At 45.3% G+C, this 18,957-nt stretch carries 20 protein-coding genes; 4 read left to right on the top strand and 16 right to left on the bottom strand.

Going from position 1 to position 18,957, the window contains the following annotated elements:
• Position 1: 1 nt before the first annotated feature.
• From BLW29_RS01460 to BLW29_RS01415, 10 genes are all read right to left on the bottom strand, one after another.
• A complete protein-coding gene (locus BLW29_RS01460; RefSeq protein ID WP_090975560.1) occupies positions 2 to 349 on the bottom strand; it encodes a MaoC family dehydratase in 348 nt (115 codons plus the stop codon).
• Positions 346 to 726: an FAS1-like dehydratase domain-containing protein gene (locus BLW29_RS01455; protein WP_090975559.1), complete on the bottom strand. Its 381-nt coding sequence runs from the start codon at positions 724 to 726 to the stop codon at positions 346 to 348. Before BLW29_RS01455 ends, BLW29_RS01460 begins: the two co-directional genes overlap by 4 nt.
• Positions 723 to 1,874: a thiolase family protein gene (locus BLW29_RS01450; RefSeq protein WP_090975558.1), complete on the bottom strand. Its 1,152-nt coding sequence runs from the start codon at positions 1,872 to 1,874 to the stop codon at positions 723 to 725. Before BLW29_RS01450 ends, BLW29_RS01455 begins: the two co-directional genes overlap by 4 nt.
• Positions 1,871 to 3,322 (bottom strand): AMP-binding protein, encoded by a 1,452-nt coding sequence (locus BLW29_RS01445; RefSeq protein ID WP_256208374.1) that lies wholly within the window; start codon positions 3,320 to 3,322, stop codon positions 1,871 to 1,873. The genes BLW29_RS01450 and BLW29_RS01445 overlap by 4 nt, the downstream gene beginning before the upstream one ends.
• Before the next feature lie 320 nt (positions 3,323 to 3,642).
• A complete protein-coding gene (locus BLW29_RS01440; RefSeq protein ID WP_090975556.1) occupies positions 3,643 to 4,152 on the bottom strand; it encodes a DinB family protein in 510 nt (169 codons plus the stop codon).
• A 111-nt stretch (positions 4,153 to 4,263) separates the two neighbouring features.
• A complete protein-coding gene (gene msrA / locus BLW29_RS01435; protein WP_090975555.1) occupies positions 4,264 to 4,779 on the bottom strand; it encodes a peptide-methionine (S)-S-oxide reductase MsrA in 516 nt (171 codons plus the stop codon).
• A 112-nt stretch (positions 4,780 to 4,891) separates the two neighbouring features.
• Complete coding sequence (locus BLW29_RS01430) at positions 4,892 to 6,382, bottom strand: ABC transporter substrate-binding protein (protein ID WP_090975554.1); 1,491 nt, start codon at positions 6,380 to 6,382, stop codon at positions 4,892 to 4,894.
• A gap of 243 nt (positions 6,383 to 6,625) precedes the next feature.
• Positions 6,626 to 6,763, bottom strand: coding sequence for a helix-turn-helix domain-containing protein (locus BLW29_RS31650; protein ID WP_256208251.1), 138 nt, complete (start codon positions 6,761 to 6,763; stop codon positions 6,626 to 6,628).
• 516 nt (positions 6,764 to 7,279) lie between these two features.
• A complete protein-coding gene (locus tag BLW29_RS01420; RefSeq protein ID WP_090975553.1) occupies positions 7,280 to 8,839 on the bottom strand; it encodes a glycine betaine ABC transporter substrate-binding protein in 1,560 nt (519 codons plus the stop codon).
• A 13-nt stretch (positions 8,840 to 8,852) separates the two neighbouring features.
• Positions 8,853 to 9,962, bottom strand: a complete 1,110-nt coding sequence (locus tag BLW29_RS01415; protein WP_090975552.1) for a betaine/proline/choline family ABC transporter ATP-binding protein — start codon at positions 9,960 to 9,962, stop codon at positions 8,853 to 8,855.
• Between the two features lie 206 nt (positions 9,963 to 10,168).
• Here BLW29_RS01415 and BLW29_RS01410 point away from each other — a divergent pair, with 206 nt between their 5' ends.
• The gene (locus tag BLW29_RS01410; protein ID WP_090975551.1) at positions 10,169 to 10,648 is read left to right on the top strand and encodes a GlcG/HbpS family heme-binding protein; all 480 of its coding nucleotides are present in this window, start codon (positions 10,169 to 10,171) and stop codon (positions 10,646 to 10,648) included.
• Between the two features lie 90 nt (positions 10,649 to 10,738).
• Here the strand turns inward: BLW29_RS01410 and BLW29_RS01405 are convergent, their stop codons facing one another.
• Positions 10,739 to 11,608: an alpha/beta fold hydrolase gene (locus BLW29_RS01405; protein WP_090975550.1), complete on the bottom strand. Its 870-nt coding sequence runs from the start codon at positions 11,606 to 11,608 to the stop codon at positions 10,739 to 10,741.
• Positions 11,609 to 11,788: 180 nt separating this feature from the next.
• Between BLW29_RS01405 and BLW29_RS01400 the strand changes: the two genes are divergently transcribed.
• From BLW29_RS01400 to BLW29_RS01390, 3 genes are all read left to right on the top strand, one after another.
• Positions 11,789 to 12,169: a hypothetical protein gene (locus BLW29_RS01400; RefSeq protein ID WP_090975549.1), complete on the top strand. Its 381-nt coding sequence runs from the start codon at positions 11,789 to 11,791 to the stop codon at positions 12,167 to 12,169.
• A 61-nt stretch (positions 12,170 to 12,230) separates the two neighbouring features.
• Positions 12,231 to 12,911, top strand: coding sequence for a response regulator transcription factor (locus tag BLW29_RS01395; protein ID WP_090975548.1), 681 nt, complete (start codon positions 12,231 to 12,233; stop codon positions 12,909 to 12,911).
• Entirely contained in the window at positions 12,908 to 14,068 is a 1,161-nt protein-coding gene (locus tag BLW29_RS01390) for a sensor histidine kinase (protein WP_090975547.1), read from the top strand. The genes BLW29_RS01395 and BLW29_RS01390 overlap by 4 nt, the downstream gene beginning before the upstream one ends.
• 12 nt (positions 14,069 to 14,080) lie before the next feature.
• On the opposite strand, the gene BLW29_RS01385 is transcribed toward BLW29_RS01390, so the two are convergent.
• The 5 genes from BLW29_RS01385 to BLW29_RS01365 all read right to left on the bottom strand — a co-directional run bounded on the left by BLW29_RS01385 (position 14,081) and on the right by BLW29_RS01365 (position 18,757).
• Complete coding sequence (locus BLW29_RS01385; protein ID WP_177186435.1) at positions 14,081 to 15,163, bottom strand: GerAB/ArcD/ProY family transporter; 1,083 nt, start codon at positions 15,161 to 15,163, stop codon at positions 14,081 to 14,083.
• Between the two features lie 162 nt (positions 15,164 to 15,325).
• Positions 15,326 to 16,228, bottom strand: a complete 903-nt coding sequence (locus BLW29_RS01380) for a PNPOx family protein (RefSeq protein ID WP_090975545.1) — start codon at positions 16,226 to 16,228, stop codon at positions 15,326 to 15,328.
• Between the two features lie 111 nt (positions 16,229 to 16,339).
• Positions 16,340 to 16,669: a putative quinol monooxygenase gene (locus BLW29_RS01375; protein WP_090975544.1), complete on the bottom strand. Its 330-nt coding sequence runs from the start codon at positions 16,667 to 16,669 to the stop codon at positions 16,340 to 16,342.
• Positions 16,670 to 16,849: 180 nt separating this feature from the next.
• The gene (locus BLW29_RS01370) at positions 16,850 to 17,323 is read right to left on the bottom strand and encodes a GNAT family N-acetyltransferase (RefSeq protein ID WP_090975543.1); all 474 of its coding nucleotides are present in this window, start codon (positions 17,321 to 17,323) and stop codon (positions 16,850 to 16,852) included.
• Positions 17,324 to 17,365: 42 nt separating this feature from the next.
• Positions 17,366 to 18,757: an FAD-dependent oxidoreductase gene (locus tag BLW29_RS01365; RefSeq protein ID WP_090975542.1), complete on the bottom strand. Its 1,392-nt coding sequence runs from the start codon at positions 18,755 to 18,757 to the stop codon at positions 17,366 to 17,368.
• Positions 18,758 to 18,957 lie beyond the last annotated feature (200 nt).

Genomic DNA, 18,957 nt, shown 5'->3' with positions numbered 1-18,957 from the left:
ATCAGACTCCCTCCTTAACGATGAACACGCCTTTTGCGATGACTTCTCCATCTTCATCTTCTTCCAGAATCGTTACTTGAATTCTATCGTTGCATACTTCATAGACAAAGTAAGCCGAAGCATTTTGAACGAGCGGCTTGTGAAACTTCATGCTATAGGACTGAATCCAATGTGTCCGATGCTCAGCCAAATAAATAGATTGTGCCATCCCCATAAGATACATCCCATGAGCAATAGGAGCTTGATACCCGGCTTGTCTCGCAGCTTCATCCTGAAGGTGTATAGGCGCATGATCCCCGGTAAGATCCGCATATTCCCGAATGGCTGCTGCAGTTATCTGTTTTCTCATCCTATGTTGCCAACGGAAATTAATACAGTTTCCGCAGTCATGATAGGTTGGCCAACGTATGTACAGGTTAGGGAATGGGTATATAAAATCAACTTGCCTCGACGCCCAATTTTGTTCTCTACCTTGGTTAAAGATAGCAGGCAATCCAAATCCATTCCTGCGGTCAACGGCGCCTTATAAGTAAATTGTTGTTTTCCATGAATCAGCGACTCGGGCATGTCCAGCCAAGGGGCGTCTATTTGTTTCCAGAACATGATCGGCATCGTTGACGGTGCGATCAAAGCGCCGTCAATCCGCTGCAAAGGTGCTCCAATTCCATTGGCATATTGGACGATAGAGTCCTCAGCAAGATGAACTTGGAATCGAACGCTATTCATACAACCCCCTCCACTAGGACAGCAAGCCCCATTCCTCCGCCAATTCCCAATGTAGCGATCCCTCGCCTAAAGGGATTCTGCAACATCTCAGCATATAGGCGTGACATCAGAATGGCGCCGGATGCTCCATATGGATGTCCGAACGCCAATGCACCGCCCCCAGGATTAACCTTCTCCTGTGGAATTTGCAACTCCTCCAGCGATGCCAGAACCTGGGAAGCAAAAGCTTCATTAAATTCCATCCTGTCTATATCGGATATTCGGAGTAGCTGGCGGCTTAACAGCTTATTTACAGCAGAAACAGGACCTATTCCCAAATAATGAGGATCAACTCCGGAAGTTTGCGCATCTACGAAACGTAGTACAGGATTCAGTTTTAGCTGCTCACACTTCTCACGTGACATGAGCAGCACAAGTGCAGCCCCATCATTGATGGGACACGCATTGCCGGCCGTTACGGTGCCTTGTTCCATAAAGACAGGCTCTAACTTTTGCAGCTTCTTGATGCTAGTATCCGGCCTTGGACATTCATCTACTGTGACCCATTGACCGTTTACTTGAAGAGGCACGATCTCCTGCCGATACCTGCCTGTTTGTTGTGCGTTGACGGCCTTTTGATGACTTCTCAAGGCGTACAAGTCTTGTTCTTCTCTGGATATGTTGTATTTCCGAGCAACATTCTCTGCTGCCACACCCATATCAGGATCACCGTATGCGCTTGAGGTGAACGGAGCTCGTGTATAAAATCGAGGTGTACCTGCCAGATTCTCTGGTTTAAACATTTTCCAAGGTGCCCGGCTTGTGCTCTCAACTCCTCCGGCCAGGTACACCTCCCCGGCCCCGCTCTGAATGAAACGGGCAGCCAGATGAATCGCTTCTAATCCCGATCCGCACTGGCGGTCAATGGTTAGACCCGGCACGGTAACGGGAAGCCCAGCTTCTAAGGCAGCCACCCGCGCAATATTTCCCCCGGGTCCTACGACATTACCGATGATGACATCATCAATCCACTCCGGAGGCAATTGTGCCTCCGAAACGATATAACGAATTAATGGCGCAAGCAGCAGCTCAGGTTCAAACGTGCTTAATTGACCGCCGATTTTGCCGATAGGGGTACGTTTGGCCATGACCATTACAACCTCTGTCATTCCACCACTTCTTTCACATATTCTTTCATCTGCTGACGCGCAATCTTTCCGCTGCTGGTATAGATGAACTGATCCACGGTGATAAGCCGTTTGGGGGCCTTGTAGCTTGCCAAATATTTACGGCAGTATTCCTTCACTTCATTCAGACTCAAGCATTGATCTCCGTGCCATTGAACAATTGCGGTTACCTTCTCTCCCCATCGCTCATCTGGCATTCCCAATACCATAACCTTCTGAATGGCGGGAAGCTGCTGCATAACCGTTTCCACTTCTTCGGGAAATACATTCAATCCGCCGGTTACCATCCTATTCATGGAACGTCCGACCAAGTATAAATACCCGTCGTTATCGGCTGACATGTAATCCCCGGTCTTAAGCCACCCCTCTTGAAATACTGCTGACGTCTCTTCACTTAATTGATAATACCCTGTGAATGTCATGCTGCTTCGAACGTAAAGCTGCCCGACTTCTCCGGCAACAACCTCCTGACCCTTCTCATCGCGAATGGATATTTCAACATCAGAAAAAGGCCGTCCCACCGAACCAGGTTTCCGTGCCTCATATATGTCTATATAGCTGATATAGCTCGCCTCTGAAGAACCATAGTATTCATACAGCTTGGCCTGACCGCCGAACACTTCCTGGCATTGTCGCTTCGACTGCTCCGACCACTTTCCTCCTGAACTGATCAGGGCTTGAATAGACGCTTTACGGGGATTCACCTGCTGGAGCAGCGATTCAATCATTGTAGGTACGACAAACAAAATCATTCCGGGAACAGCCTTACATACCTCCATCACCGTATTCGCATGAAATTGCTGTACGAGATGAAAAGTCGCGCCAAAGTACAGACTTTGTAGCAAGGCAAACAACGACAATGAGTGTACAAAGGGACCTGGTGCCATACAATGCCTGATATCGAGTTGGAAGGCTTCCCTCGTGGCTTCGAAGCTTGTTATCCAGGAAATCGGGGTTCGCATGAAGCCCTTCGGAATTCCCGTGGTTCCTGAAGTAAATCCGATAAACAGCAATTCATTGTTCGGGTTTATTTCAGATTTTGGAGGGAATGAGGCCACCCATTGCTCATAAGCAACTGCATTCTCTTGCGTTAAGACAATGATTTCAACTTGCCCAATTAAGCCGATTGGCAAATCAATATGATGAGCATACAATTCCTCCGCAAAAATAATCCCCGGCTCACATTGAGCTAAAACAGCATGTATTTCAACAGAACTCCACTTTGGATCCAAAGGCACAGGCACATACCCAGCGTAGATGGCTCCTAGAAAAATCTCCACAAACTCGACCCGATTGCTGATCAAGATCGCTACCCTCCGATGGATATGACCACGTTGCTTCAGACCGTTAGCAATTCGCTGAACCCGCTCCACCAATGAAGAATAAGTAAGACTGTTCCGACTGTCGGTGATGGCGACCCGATTTGGCATTTGTGAAGAATGATTTAGTAGAACACGTAGTAGATTCACTTGAAAATCACCTGCCTATAGAAATTTTCCATTGTTGCTGTAATAGTGTTAAAATCACTGATGTATTGTTAACTATAACAACCAAACTAGGTTAACATATAACCACGAACATTCTATCAGCCATCAAATAATCTGTAAAGTCCTATTCGGAAAATCAGGACTAATTACGTTTAATAGAATCGGCAAAGAACGTGGTCCCATAAATGCAAAAAAGCCGCGATATACGCGACTTTTAATGAGATATTATTCTTGTCACCGGACATAACTGAGGTTCTCCTAGACTAACTCAAGTAACGATTTCGGATGACCCCCATGTGATGAAGCTCGTGTCCTGCTATGCCGTAAGCAAGTGCACGTACCGAAATGCTTACGTCGTTGGCTTTGCCCATGCTAGACCACGCCTCCGTCGGTAACCCGCGCAGAAGTGTGAGCGTCGATTGCCGTACGGCCCGGTAGTCTTCGGCCAATTGAGCGGTTGTCCAGCTTCCGAAAGGAGGAATGAACGTTTCCTGGTCGTAACCGGGTAGCGGCGTCTGATCCCCTCTTGCAAATCGGAGCAGCCGGTAGGACATGACGCGTTCACTGTCTGCGATGTGGCCTACGACTTCTTTCAGCGTCCATTTTCCTTCCGCATATCGATAGGAGCTCTGGCTCTCGGTCAACGATGCGAGCAGCTCGGCCATTTGTTTTTCCTGGGCGAGCAGAATGTCGACAATGTCACCTTCCGGCACCAACCGGATATACTCGCCGGCGTCCCCGGCGTATTCTTCTTCTGACGGTCTGCGGTTCATGCGTAATCACCTTCCTATGAATATTTAGAAATCACTTTCCAAAGCAAAGAACTTGATCCCATACATACAAAAAGCCGCGAAAATCGCGGCCTTCATATAATAATATTCTTGTCATCCGACATGACCATCGGTCTCTCGCTTGGGAAGAACCCAGTTGTGGCGCGGAAAGTGGCAGGTGTAACCGCTCGGATAGCGCTCCAAATAGTCCTGGTGCTCCGGCTCTGCTTCCCAGAAGTCGCCGGCAGGCGTCACTTCGGTGACAACCTTGCCCGGCCACAGATCCGACGCGTTCACGTCGGCGATCGTCTCTTCCGCCACCTTTCTCTGCTCGTCGCTCACATAGTAGATTGCCGAACGGTAGCTTGTGCCGATATCGTTCCCCTGACGGTTCCGCGTCGTAGGATCGTGAATTTGAAAAAAATACTCCAGGATGCGACGGTAGCTGGTCTCCGCAGTATCGAAGACGATTTCGATCCCCTCCGCATGAGTGCCATGGTTTCGATAGGTTGCGTTCGGAGTGTCACCGCCCGTATAGCCGACGTGAGTCGAGACGACGCCGGGAAGCTTGCGGATTAAGTCTTGCATTCCCCAAAAGCATCCCCCAGCGAGTACAGCACGTTGATGCATGTTAAAGCTCCTCTCTGTTTTTTACAGCTGCATATTCTCTCGTAATATGTGTTAAATACAGCTTTTTATACTATTATACTTGCCCTGCAATGTTCTTCAAAGTCTCAAGAGCTTATCCGACGTTTAACCACCCCATCCCCCCCCAATGGCTTTCGCTGTTATCGTACGCTGCCGGATTCCGTTTGATATCTTGCATTAATGCATTCCCCTTGTTCTGCCAAGTCTGAAGCGCATCCTTCACTGTTGTCTTTCCGTCTATCACATCCTGGAACAGAGGTTGACCGAGTTTGAATGCAGGGGACAGATTCGGGGTATCCCAATACAACTCTTGGCGTTCTTCCAATGGCGGGACGGGATCAAGTGCGAAGAAGGCGTCAATGTTGTAGCTCATACCGTCCTTTGGTTTCAGAAGCGACCTTCGGATCGGGAGGTTGCTGCTGCTGCGCGATTTCAGCTTCGCCATTCGCTCGCTATTGTTGTACTGAATGAAGTCCCAAGCCGTTTTTTTGTTTGGCGCTTTTGCGCCGATTGCCATCAAATTGGTTAATGCCACGCTTCCCCCGATCTCAGGCGCTTCGACAAAGTGTGGAAGCGAAACAACGTCCCAATCGAGCGACTTCGTTACGGGATCGGAAGAATAGGTATGAGCAGCGGCCAGTGTGTTGATATAGTCATAGCCTCCGATTAACATGGCAAGACGCCCTTTCAGAAATAAATCACTGTTTCCGTTGTCGTTACTGCTGTTCAAGTCAGATTGCGTAGGAACGGTCTTATCGGTATAGAGCGCGGCAATATCATTCCACGCACGGTTCCACTGTGGAGTATCGACCGTCATTTTCCATGCTTGTTTGTCGAACATCTTGACTTGAAGCGGAGCGGAATAGGACAGAACATCGTTCAGGCCATTAGCTCCCCACCGGTCGAAGGAAAGACCGAATTTGCGGTTCTTACCTTCGCCTGCAGCGGCTTTCTTCGCAAGCATCAGGACATCTGGCCACAGCATGTTGTCGGTAGGAGGAGCAATGCCAGCGTCGGCGAACAATCGCTTATTATAATAGAGCGCGGTTCCTGCAAACGTCGGTGTCAATGCATAAATGGAATGATCGTCAGTATCTCTGAGGCCGTTAACGACTTTCGGTAAATAATCGTCCAAGTCGAATTTATCTTCTTGTAACAAAGGATCTAGTGGAGTAAGAAGATTGTCCTGCGTCAGCCGGTGCAGATAAGTGGCATCATCCAAAATCACCACGTCGACAGGGTTGTTGCCTCCCAACATCTGTTTAAGCGCCTCGTAAAGTTTCGGGCGGTCGAGGTTGCCGGAGAACGATTCGATGCGCTCATCGTCCATGTTGATCGCAGACGTCAGCTCGATATCGACGTTCGGGTGCGTCAATTCGTAATCATCGGTCAATTCCTGGCGAATGCCAGATTCATTGTCTTTGCTGTTATACAGGACGCCGATACGCAGCACTTCGCGCTTCCCTTCATCGTCGACACCTCTTGAGCAAGCAACGAGCACATTCGTTGCGAGGATTAAGGTAATTCCGAGTGAGACACTGCGGCCAACGGTGAAACGATTGTTCGTTCTCATTTTACACTTCATGAATGGTTCCACCTCCGGAGCGTATTAAGATCTTTCCATTTCATTTCGATTCCTCCATCACACTTAGGAGTATACCGGGAATAGCTTAACAACCCTCCCCAAAAAAGCTTAACAAAAGCTTATCTTTCTCTTATCTTATTTCTGACAAGCTGCCTATAAAAAAGGAGCCCTCTCGGGTAATTCCCGAGAGAGCTCATCCTTATCGAATCCATTGGCTAACCGACAAAGGGTCCGGAATATCCTCTACGAATAGGTTAACTCCAGCAACTCCGCAACTTTCATTGGAGATATGGTTATCGATTTCCTACCAGTTTGAATGACGTTTTCTTTCATTAACGCCCTCAGGATGACAGAGACACCCTCGCGTGTTGCCCCTACCATGTTTACGATTTCCTGATGTGTTAATGGTAGGTCAATTCTGATCCCCCCTCTGCCTCGACTCCAAAACGTTCAGAAAGCTTTAGTAATAAGTGTAATATCCGATCCCTGACATCGCCAAGGGCTTATTTCTCGAGCATCCCGTCACGTTCTATGAGGATCTTGATGGTTTCGATGTATAATCCTTTTGTTCCAAAAGAAAACGTGTCAATTTCCCCGAAAACATTTCCTTTGCTCAAGATGCCCACCGTAAACTGCTTTCCTTCAGAAGTTATTTTGTACAATCGAAGTTTGCCTTCTTTTTAAAAAAACAAACCGTCCTGTGAGTTGAGGTATCCGGTGACTGAATAATTCTCCCTTTAGGAATAGCATTAAAATGGGTCATTGGCGATATATGATCCAATTCAGTCAAATCATTCGGAGTCAGCACGTCAAATATGCTCATTTTGATAAGTAATACCGTTTATCTAACATCGCTTAATGTCCACCTGTCTTTATTGATACGTACAGATTTACAATTCATTTGAGCAGACCTACGGATTTCAGCCAATCGTCGGCCACCTCGCGTGCCTTCTGACCCTCGAGATCTACCTTCGCGTTTAATTCGGACATGACTTTTTCGTCGAGTTTGCCGTCCAATTGATTGAGTATCTGTTCTAACTCCGGATGAGCTTTCAAGGTATCTTCACGAATGATGGGAGCAGCGTAATACGGAGGGAAATATTGTTTGTCATCCTCCATTACCTTCAGATGAAATGCCGTTATGCGTCCGTCCGTGGAATAGGCATCATTAACGTCGACTTTTCTATCTCTTACGGCAGCATACGTAATTCCAGGGTCTAAACCCTTGGTCTCCTTGAACTTGATTCCGTATGCGGTTTGCAAGCCTTTATATCCGTCGGGTCTCTCTAGAAATTCTTGCGTCGCTCCGAACACCAGATTAGGTGCATAGCGAGTCAATTCCGAAATGGTATTGATGTTTAATTTCTGAGCATCATCATTTCTCAGTGCCAACGTATACGTGTTATTGAATCCGAACGGTTTGAGCCAGGTAATTTGGAATTGTTGTTCATAGGCGTTCTTTACTTTTTGATACGTTATTTCCGGGTTCCCGCCGACCGGTTTCTCCTCGAGTATCTCCGTCCAACCTGTTCCGGTGTATTCTGGATAAACATCGATATTCCCACCAATGATTGCGCTGTGGGTAACGGCAGATCCGCCTAGATAGGGTTTGCGGGTGACTGTCAAATCAGTCTTAGCTTCAATTAAAGAAGACATCACGTGGACTAGAATATCCTGTTCTGTGAATGCTTTACCGCCTACGACAACGGTATTCGCGCTGCCTGAGTGCCCCAATCGCGTTATTAAACCTGCTGCAAATGCGAGAATCAGTAACGATGCCAGCGCGATTTCCACACCTTTTATGATTTTCATTTTTCGTGTTTTTTTCAGGAGTCCTCGTGGTGTTAGTGCCTTCTCCATTCGCCCTAGCAGATAATCAAACAACAGAGCCATTAATGCTGCCGGTATCGTGCCGGCCAAGATCAGATCCGTATTGACGGTTGATATACCGCGAAAAATCAAGTCTCCAAGACCGCCAGCTCCGATAAGCGATGCGAGCGTAGCGACTCCGATAATCATGACCGTCGCTGTACGGATACCTGCCATAATGACATTCAGCGCTAGTGGAAGTTCTACTTTGAACATTAACTGCAAGCTGGTCATGCCCATGCCGATTCCGGCTTCCTTAATCGGTTTTTCCACATTCATGACTCCCGTATAAGTATTCCTGAGAATCGGTAGAAGAGCATAAACCGTCAAAGCTACAATGGCCGGTTTGATGCCGATCCCGAATACCGGAATCATGAAACCCAATAAGGCCAAACTTGGAATGGTCTGAAATAGAGAGGCTACGCCAATCAATGGAGCTGCAAATCGTGGATAGCGAGTCAGCATCAGCCCCGTCGGGATCGAGATTGCGATTGCGATGATTAACGCGATTAACGAAATTTGAATATGTTCCAATGTTGCACGAATGATCTCTTCTTTTCGGTTGATAAACACTTCCCAAAGATTCATGGCTGCCTCCGCATCAGAGTTGTTTTAATAGAGCAGTTATTAAACAAGAATCTGTCAACAAACCAGCTAGTTGGCCGGCTTGATTAATAACGGGCAAGTTATGAATGCCATGTTGCTGCATCAGTTCCACGGCATCGTTGATGCTGGTTCCGATAAGAACAGAAATGACCACGGAATTCATGATATCCTGCATGACAAGTTCCTCTTGGCTAAACTGTTCCTTTAACATGTCTTTCGTGACTATGCCTTGTAAAACCCTGTTGTTATCGATGACGAGCAGTCCATTCACGTGGTGCTTTCTCATCAGTTTTGCTCCGTAAGCTAATCCCCTCGATAGAGAAACGGTGACAGGATTAGGCAACATCACATCTTCGACTGCCAATTTTGTAGACGGGTTCAAGCGTTCTTCCCCGATAAAAGTTCGGACAAAATCGTTTTTGGGACGCCTAATGATATTCTCCGGAGAGTCTGCTTGGACAATGACTCCCCCTTGCATCAGAACGATGCGATCGGCAATTTTCATTGCCTCGTCCATATCGTGTGAAACAAAGACGATCGTTTTCCTTACTTGCATTTGCAAGCGGATAAGTTCGTCTTGAAGTTGCTCCCTGCTAATTGGATCTAGTGCGCTGAAGGGCTCATCCATCAGAATAATCGAAGGCTCAGCTGCCATTGCGCGGATGACGCCGATTCTTTGCTGCTGACCTCCGCTTAATTCCGCCGGATAACGATTCTTATATAGACTCGGATTTAGCCCTACCATATCCATCAATTCGTCGGTTCTCCGTTCATAGATAGCCTTGTCCATTTTTTTTAACTTCGGTACGATTTCCACATTGTCCTTAATTCTCATATGCGGGAATAGCCCGATATGTTGGATCACATATCCGATATTCCGGCGAAGCTCGATCGGATTTATTTTCGAGATGTCTTGCCCATTCACGATGATATTGCCCGAGGTGGGCTCAACCAGACGATTAATCATCTTCATGGTTGTCGTTTTGCCGCAACCGCTCGGACCGATCAGTGTGATCAACTCGCCCTCCTCTATCTCTAAATTGATTCCTTTCAAAGCAGGAGTGCCATCTTTGTATGTCTTCACTACGTTTTTGAACTTTATCAAGAAGGACACCTCGGTTTCCGGATTAGTTTCGAGTTCGCCAGCGTGGGATCGATTATTTATTCGGTCATCATGAAGTTACAGTTTTTAGCATTTCCACTAAGCTACAATCATAATCGAATGTACGCCTCTCTCTTCTTCCATTCACTTTACTGGGGCAAAGACCATACAATGCAGGAATAGTCAACAATTCCTAAGGAGTGAATGAGATGTTCAAATTAACGTTAGATATTGCAAAATATTTGCTTGCAGTGGCAGAGCAAAAAGCTCGACAAATGGGCTTGTCAAGCGATATTGCAATCGTTGATGAAGGCGCGAACTTAATTGCTTTTCATCGAATGGATAATGCCAAGATTGCTGGGATCGAAATCTCGCAGAACAAGGCTTGGACTAGCGTAGCCATGCAGATGCCAACTTCTAACCTAGCGCAATCGGCGCAACCCGGTGCTCCTTCATTTGGTATTAATACTACTAATCAAGGTAAACTCGTTATTTTAGGTGGAGGCATCCCTCTTGTGAGTGATGCTAAAGTCATCGGCGGCATTGGAGTAAGCGGAGGTACGAGTGCTCAGGATATTGAAGTGGCCAATGCCGCCGTGATAGCCTTCACCCATTTACTTGCAGGTGGAGAACCCGTCATTCCAAGTACTCCTGCCCGTAATCATTCATTTCCATTATTAAAAAGGTAGTTTAGAAGACAATCGATTAAACATGCAGCACAAAAAACGGATGGGCTGAACACCGCCATCCGTTTTTTTGTTCATGTATGAATTGCTCCTCTAGAATCCGTAAACCCGGCAAAAGAAGGATTCGATCAGTCTAGCAACCGTGAAGCTCTCTTCTTCGAGGACAAAGTGCCCACCGCATAACAACACAAGTTCTACACATGTTAATTCCCTTTCGAGCGCATACGCGCCTGCCAAGGTGAATATAAAATCGTTTTTACCCCAAACAATCAAGGTAGGCGGCTGATAGGTCCGCAAGTACTGCTGCCATTTCGGATATTGTTCCACATTACTTCGGTAATCGTAGCCTAATGCCAATTGAATAGCCGCATTTCCGGGTCGATCAAGGAAATACTGGTCCATTGTATACCCATCCGAACTAATCAGAAAGGGATTGCATACGCCAAAAGTATATTGCTTCTTGGTGAATTCGATATCGACAAGCGTGGCAAACGCTGTCTTGTTTGCGGGACTCGGATCTGCCCAAAGCGCCTTAAACAAATCAAATGGCTGTCCAAGCCCGATAGCATGCGCAACTGCGTTCTGAATTACAAAACCCAGTACTCGCTCCGGATGGCGTATGGCAAGTCTAAAACCGATAGGGCCGCCGTAATCATGGCAGTACAAAATATACCGATAAATACAAAGTCGATTAATCAATTGTTCGATAATCAAGGAAAGATGTTCAAATGTATACGAGAACTCCTCTACTGTAGGCATACTACTGTTTCCGTATCCAGGATAGTCCGGTGCTATGACATAATAACGATCAGACAATTGAGGTATCAAATCCCGAAACATGTGGGAAGAGCTAGGAAATCCATGAAGCAGAATAATGGCTGGGTTCCGTGGATTCCCTGCTTCGCGAAAGAAGACTTCTTGCCCTTCGATGTTCATCTTCTTATACTTCACAGCCAAGGACATCTGTAGTTCTCCCTCCTTGCAGCGTTTAACCGTCTTCCTATAGTTATGAACTGGTAGCCTACTTAAGAATCAGAAAAATGCTTTTGAAAACTAACGATTTCTCAACCATTGGATTGATATACTTTTTTTGCAGGTTGCGCAACCTCGATAGACAAACTTAAAATTAGAGGAGATATCCATATGTTACTTAAGAAAACAAAGATTGTAGGCATTGCTTTAACCGCGATTATGGCTATTGGCGGTACCTCCGCATTTGCGGCAACAAAGGTTGCCACATTGACAGTAGCCAAAGGCGTGAACTTGAATGAGGTTATAGCGAAATCTCATCAGGGTAATGCAAAGGATTTAAAAGTCGCGGGTACCATCCAACTGTCGGAGTTGAAACAAATGACTGGGAAAACGACTGCTCCGGGACAAAGTAACCCAACTTCGCTCTCAATCGCCGACACCAAGAGCATTGACTCAGATGAGATTATCGGCAGTGCCAATGCAGGAACTTTAACGGTTACAAAGGTTATTCCCCTTGAAGATCTTACTGGCAAAACGCAAGCAGCAAAATAACCAACCGACTAGAAGGTGGGCAGCGTTAAGTTGCTCACCTTATTGCATATATGGAGGCATCATGAAAATATTGCTTGTTGAAGATGAGGAAGACTTATCAACGATTGTTAAACGCGGGCTGCACAAGAGCGGTTACGCTGTGGACCAGGCATACGATGGCGAAGAAGCGTTGGACTACTATAAAGTCAATGCGTATGATGTGATCGTCCTCGATATCAATCTGCCCGAACTTGATGGCTTAGAGGTTTTGCAGTACATCAGGCAAAAGGATAAAGAGACAAAAATATTGATTTTGTCCGCGCGGAATGCGATTGAAGAACGAGTAAAGGGCTTGGACTTAGGCGCAAACGATTATTTGACGAAACCTTTTGATTTTCTCGAGCTAGAAGCAAGAATACGAACCTTGTCACGTATTACATATATTCAGCAAGGAAATGAACTTACTTGCGGTGGCCTTCGCTTAAATATGTCTACGAAAATGGTTTCTTATCATGAGCATAGTCTTCCGCTTACCAAAAAAGAGTTTGCCATATTGGAATACCTAATGCTTCTAAAAGGACAAGTTATCAGTGCGGCAAGATTGATTAATCACACCAGTGAGAGCAATGCTGAAATATTTCCTGACACTTTAAAGTACCACATTCATGCGATAAAAAAGAAACTGGTCGAAGCTCATTGTGAAAAAGAACTGATTTCCAATGTTCGCGGCAGGGGTTATAAAATTGAGGAGGCATTAGAATGAAATTTGCACGTGGAATTTCCTTACGATTACGTATCACCTTGCTTGCCGGTGCCATACTAATCTTTTGTTCTATTATCCTAACCATTACCGCTTCCTATAATGCACATTCTCAATTCACTTACTTAACGGCTGCTGGCCCGATTTCAGCACACCTTTCCATAGCAGAGATTGATACTCCTCTACCCTTGATAACAGTCCCTCAGGCCGAATTGTCCGCAAAGGCGGTTACTGAAGCCAAACAAAAGTTTGATAAAACCAGTATAATCATTATGTTTATTGTTACCATACTCGGAATGGGTATGGTGTATCTCTTCGCAGGCAGGTCACTACGTCCAATTCATAACTTAAGCCATACGATCTCTGCCATAACCGAGGATGATTTACGTGATCGCGTTCCTATATTGAATACAAATGATGAGGTAGGTAGACTGGGACATTCATTCAATATTATGCTGGACCGGTTAGAAAAATCATTTTCACAACAAAAACGATTTTCTGCTAATGTAGCCCATGAACTTAAAACCCCATTGGCTATAATTAATGCCGGTATACAGGTCCTTCATATCGAGGAGCATCCTTCACTATCAGATTACGCAGAAACACTAGCGACAACAGATCGAAATGTGAATCGATTGATTTCCGTAGTCGATGATCTAATGACTCTGTATGACGAGCAGGAGCGGTTGGACATCGCTTCCATTAACCTGCGCGAGATGTTTGAATCCATTACCAGTGAACTCCATCCGATTCTTGAAGAGAAGCAGATTGAAACAGAGCTTGGCTGCGGACTCCTGAGTGTACTCGGCAATCAGGTCCTGCTGTATAGGGCTTTTTTCAATTTGGTGGAGAATGCAGCCAAATATAATAAGCATGGCGGACAAATTCGGATTAAGACTGAAGTTGAAAACAATACAGGGAAAATAACGATATCGGATTCAGGCAATGGCATTCCAAGCGATGAAATGCAACAGATTTTCGAACCCTTTTACCGAATTAATAAATCGCGTTCTCGTAAATCCGGAGGAGTCGGACTTGGTTTATCCATTGTCAAAACGATTATTGAGAAGCATGGTTGGAGAATATCGGTGGATAGCGAATTTGAGCAAGGGTCTACCTTTACTATAACACTCTCAAACTTGAATAAGAGCGCGTACTAAACGCCTTCATCTTCATTGTACCCTCTTCTTCTTAATCAATGTCATCACTACTAACACTAAGGGGAAAACGATACAGGGGAGCAAGGAAGAGAGCGTATAAATTTTAGTGCCATAGGTGAAGTGATCTGCGGTGCGAATAAAGCTCTTGGAGGCATGAGCAAAGAATAGGAGCCCGATTACCAATACAAACGGCCTCATCTTAGATATTCCGAAGACATGCCCTGCCACAAGAGTAAACACGTATTGCATCACGATAATATAAACCATGTTAAGAACGGTCCACAGCCCGATTAAAAGGATTTCAATCCTTTCCAAATACTCCCCTAATTTCACCAATTGAATCGTTGAGAAGAACGGGTATGTCGAGGTTTCGACGTAATTAAACCCTAAAGAACTTAGAGTCAAGTAGGAAATCATCACCAAGTATAAACTCGACATCAAAATTGCCAAGGAACCGGACGAGAAAATTTTATTCTTATTTTCAACCCGCGACATGAGAAAGCCAAATGTAATCATCTGCGAGAAGGTAAACGTAAACAAATGCATACTTCCGATAACCATGTTCTCTTTTGAGCTTTGGAGCGGAGGAAGGAACGGGTTCGTTTGAACCTCTGGAATAATAAATAAGCAAGTGGCTAGAAAACCGATTAAAAAAAACGGGATAATAACCAAGTTTGTTCGTGCTAATGTGCCCAGACCAATATATACGGCATAAGTCGAACAAGCCGCGTAGATTAATATTAGATAATCCGATCGCGTATTAGGCAGGATCACCGTCGTGTAGAACATGGATACTGCACGAAAACCTCCCGAGACGGATTCCAAGTTACTAAGTAAATATAAGCATAGAAATGCTTTGCTAATCCATTTTCCGAATAGTTTATCGCAAATTTCAGTCAAATTGTGGTTCGGGAACTGACGTTGGACATACGTAATGATCCATAACAACGTGATTCCGGCTATAAAATTGAATACATTAGCAATCCAAACATCTTGTTTCATTAGCTTCGCTTCGGTTAGAAACAAACTTTCGAAACCGGCAATAAATCCGAATAACAAACAACCTAACTGAAAATGAGATATTTTCTCCTGCACTTGTTTAATCCCCTTTACTTGCTTCATGACCAAAGAGGTAATGGTACGTGAATGATTTCCAATTCTCCCTTTCTTTATCACCTCCAGTATGTCCCAGTTGTAGTATTTGATGCGCACTTGGTTCCTTGTCTCATGACAATTTCTGTTTCAACAGGATCCCTTCTATAAGACCGGGTTATAGGGCGACATTTCCGTATCTCCCCACCTCAGTTCAGTGGCATTATCCAATTGAATTACATCTCTGATTTCATATCTAACCAGTAATCCCGCACCGGGGAAGGAAGCCGTTGCTGATTCACCCCAAATTAAACTGGCTACCCCAGTCAACTGAAGCAAATGACCGTGGTCATAGTCAATAAATAACAATCCTGTTGAAGGGTTGGATTGGATATTTCCCAATGTGTTATACAACGAGTTGCCTTGATAATCAGGAATCAGCAGCGTCTCTGCATTAACGACATGAATAAACCCCGGATTCCCTCCCCGGTGGGACACGTCCATTTCCCCATTATCATTCGCACTGCCAATATAGAATGTATCCGCATTTGAAATCCATCGCTCCTGCTCTCGGTTCAGTCGTTTATCGCGATGTTCGGATGTTAGTAGTGCCGCATTAGGATTCTTTTCTTGAAGAAGCGCTCGTTTCTGAATATACTTCGGACAGTTCCCATAAATCTGTTGCGCAACAACAACGATTCGATTCGATTCTCTAGTCGCTTCCCCGTTTAACCGCAGCCTGATCCTTCGTTCCGTATCGATAATAAGCAATCCGATTTGATGCGACTCGGACACAGAGTTTGACCCGTCGTCTGTCAAGACGCCTCTAATCTCCGCCCGGTGCTCATCCATCACGTTTATAAACCCGGGTTCTCCGGAAATGAAGCTCACCCATACGCTTCCTTGTTGGTCCATGAACGACATGACCCCAAACCGCTGCGACTTCAGGAAGTTTATCACCCCATTCGAAAACCGGTTGCTGATCATTTGTGCGTTCTGCTGGGCAATCCAGCTTTCTCCCGTCAAACGTTGAACCATCCGTTCACCCTCATGAAACACGTCCTGCATGTTGTTTCCCCTCCGTACGCCGAAATATGGAAATAAGGCAGGGAGCTGTATGATACAGACTCCTCTGCCTAATTGAATGGAATGAAAGATTAAATTTGGGCCATGAATGACTTATACCTTCGTTATTTGACTTCCCCATTCGGCCTTCGGTTCTAGCCAACTAATGCTTCTGTCAACGATTAAATTACCCAGTGTTCCTTCGTAATTCTTGCGATATGGCTTTGTGAATTCTTCAGCAAGCCAGCTCTCTCTCGTGCCTTGCCATGTTTCATAAATGACCAAGACATCAGGCTGATCCAAGTCATCAGAGACGATGGCGCTGATGAATGACTTCTCGGATGACATCTCTTCGATAAGAGAAGATAACTCCTTGCGAAATTCATCTTTTTTCCCCGGTTTAGCCGTAAATCTAATATTCAGTTGGACTTGTTGATTGGACATGATGACTCCTCCTATTGTGTTGTACTTGGTTCGAATCCTAACTTTGACTGTGATTATTATTTACTTCACTAATCACGATGATACTTTGCAGCTGCAGCCTTTTTGGTTCCAAAAGGATGAAGAAATCATAACTCGAAATGAATGATTTCTCAGTAATTTAGATTACCGGAGCAGCTTGCATCATAAATTCAGTCGATAAAGTAATGAGTCCCGGTCCGGATAGTCATAATGAACCGGCAAGTCTTGTTTGGATATTCCCTTAAATCCGTTCTTTTCGTAAAAGCGATGCGATCGTGTTGCAATGGAAGGCGTATCTAGGATGACCGTCTTTATACCCTGCTTCTTCGCATAAATAATTAATTCATTGAAAAGTTCAAGCGAAAATGCCTTGCCTCGGTAATCGCTATAGATAAAAAACTTCTTCAAGATGTAAAGCTCCTCGGTGAGTTGCTGCAATCCAATGGTTCCGATCACGTTCCCGGCTTCATTCAAAGCGACCCAGAAGTTGCCTCCGTCAGCCAAGTAATACGTTGGTATGTCAAGAATATCGGATTGCTCCTCAATGCCGATATTCAAATGAAATTCCGAATTCTGAACGTAAAGAACCAAATCGACGATTTCCTGTTTATATTTCGCCTCATACGTTTTAATCATTCCCCAGTTTCTCCCCGTTCTCCCGCCGATTCTGCGCTTTGATTATTGTCGTGACGATCCGTGCGAAATCAATTGAAATAAATCATTCAAGGATTCGCTCATCGAAGGATGCGTGAAGATATGATCCCTTAGGAAGGTATAGGACTGTTCGGTTTGCATCGCAATTTGAACGATATTAATCATCTCGTGAGAGTCGGCACAGAATAAAGAACAGCCTAAGATTAGATCTGTTTGTGCATCTACGACCGCTTTCAAGAGCCCCTCTGTCTCTTCGCTTAATTTGGCCCGAGGTATGGCGGCGGCTTGTAAAACCGCAATTTTCACTTCATATCCTTGTGCGATGGCTTCTTGTTCGGTTAATCCTACGCGAGACAACGGTGGGTCGATAAAGACGGAATAAGGAACGAATTTTCGATCACGGGTTGTCCGACTTTTGTGTCCATATAAATGATCCATGATTATCCGTTGGTCATCCAGCGAAATATACGTGAATTGCAGACCGCCTGTGACATCGCCCATCGCGAAAATATGAGGGACAGTTGTTTGCAAATTCTCGTCCACTTGGATTGCGCCTCGATCGGTAATCGCTATACCTGCGCTTGAGAGCTGTAAGCCATCGATATTCGGTTTTCTTCCGGCCGCCACTAAGACAGCATCCACTGATACTTGCCGCACCTGATCGTCTTCCATATAAGTAACCGCTGTTTCATGTTCTGTATCAATCACGGATTGAATGATTGCCCCGTAACGGAAGTCTACACCGCGCTTCTCTAATGTGTTTCGTATCGCTTGCGCAATGTCCCGATCTTCCCTTTCTAGCAGATCGCGATGCGAATCCAGAACGATAACCTCGGAACCAAATCCGGCATACATGGAGGCGAATTCCAATCCGATATAACCGGCACCAATAATGACGAGGCGCTTGGGAAGAGCTGTCTCTTCCATCAATGTCGTGCTGGTGTATACACGCTGGCTTTCTTGAATGCCATCAATATCGGGAATGATAATGGAGGCGCCGGTATTGATGTAGATCCGCTCGCCATGTAACGAGATGGCGCCACTCTCCGTTTGGACAGAAATTTCATGTTGGGATGTAAATGAAGCTTTACCCGAATAGAGCGTAACCGCTTCTTTCTTATCGAGGTTCTCGAAGTTCTTTTGCCTTAATGCAGCGATTAAATTCGTTTTCTTATCGATGGCTGAATGGTATTCAGCCGCTTTTTCCTCGAAACTCGACAGCTTCTTGAGTCGGGAAAGGTTGGAATGATGCACCAACGACTTTGTCGGTATGCACCCGATATTAATACAAGTTCCCCCATACATCATCTTGGATTGCTCGATTACTGCAACTTTCTGACCACGATCGGCTAATGCTGCGGCTAACGTTTTCCCGCCTTTTCCGAACCCGATAATAATGACCTCATAGTGCTCCATACCGGTTGCTCCTCCTTAAAAGTTATAGTGGGAATGTTTCTCGAGTAACTTAACCAATAGGTGATTGTTACATTCATCATAAACTACCACATTTTCCGCATCTGTAATCCAGATTACAATGCGAAGAATCCGGGCACATATAATGAAGAAACATCTCGTACTACAACAAGAATAAGAACGAACACATAACAAATACTTAT

The organism is Paenibacillus sp. CF384 (assembly GCF_900106745.1).
In the GTDB taxonomy this organism is placed as follows: domain Bacteria; phylum Bacillota; class Bacilli; order Paenibacillales; family Paenibacillaceae; genus Paenibacillus_Z.
The sequence above is the reverse complement of the archived record's forward strand: the minus strand, read 5'-3'. Positions and strand labels throughout refer to the sequence as shown.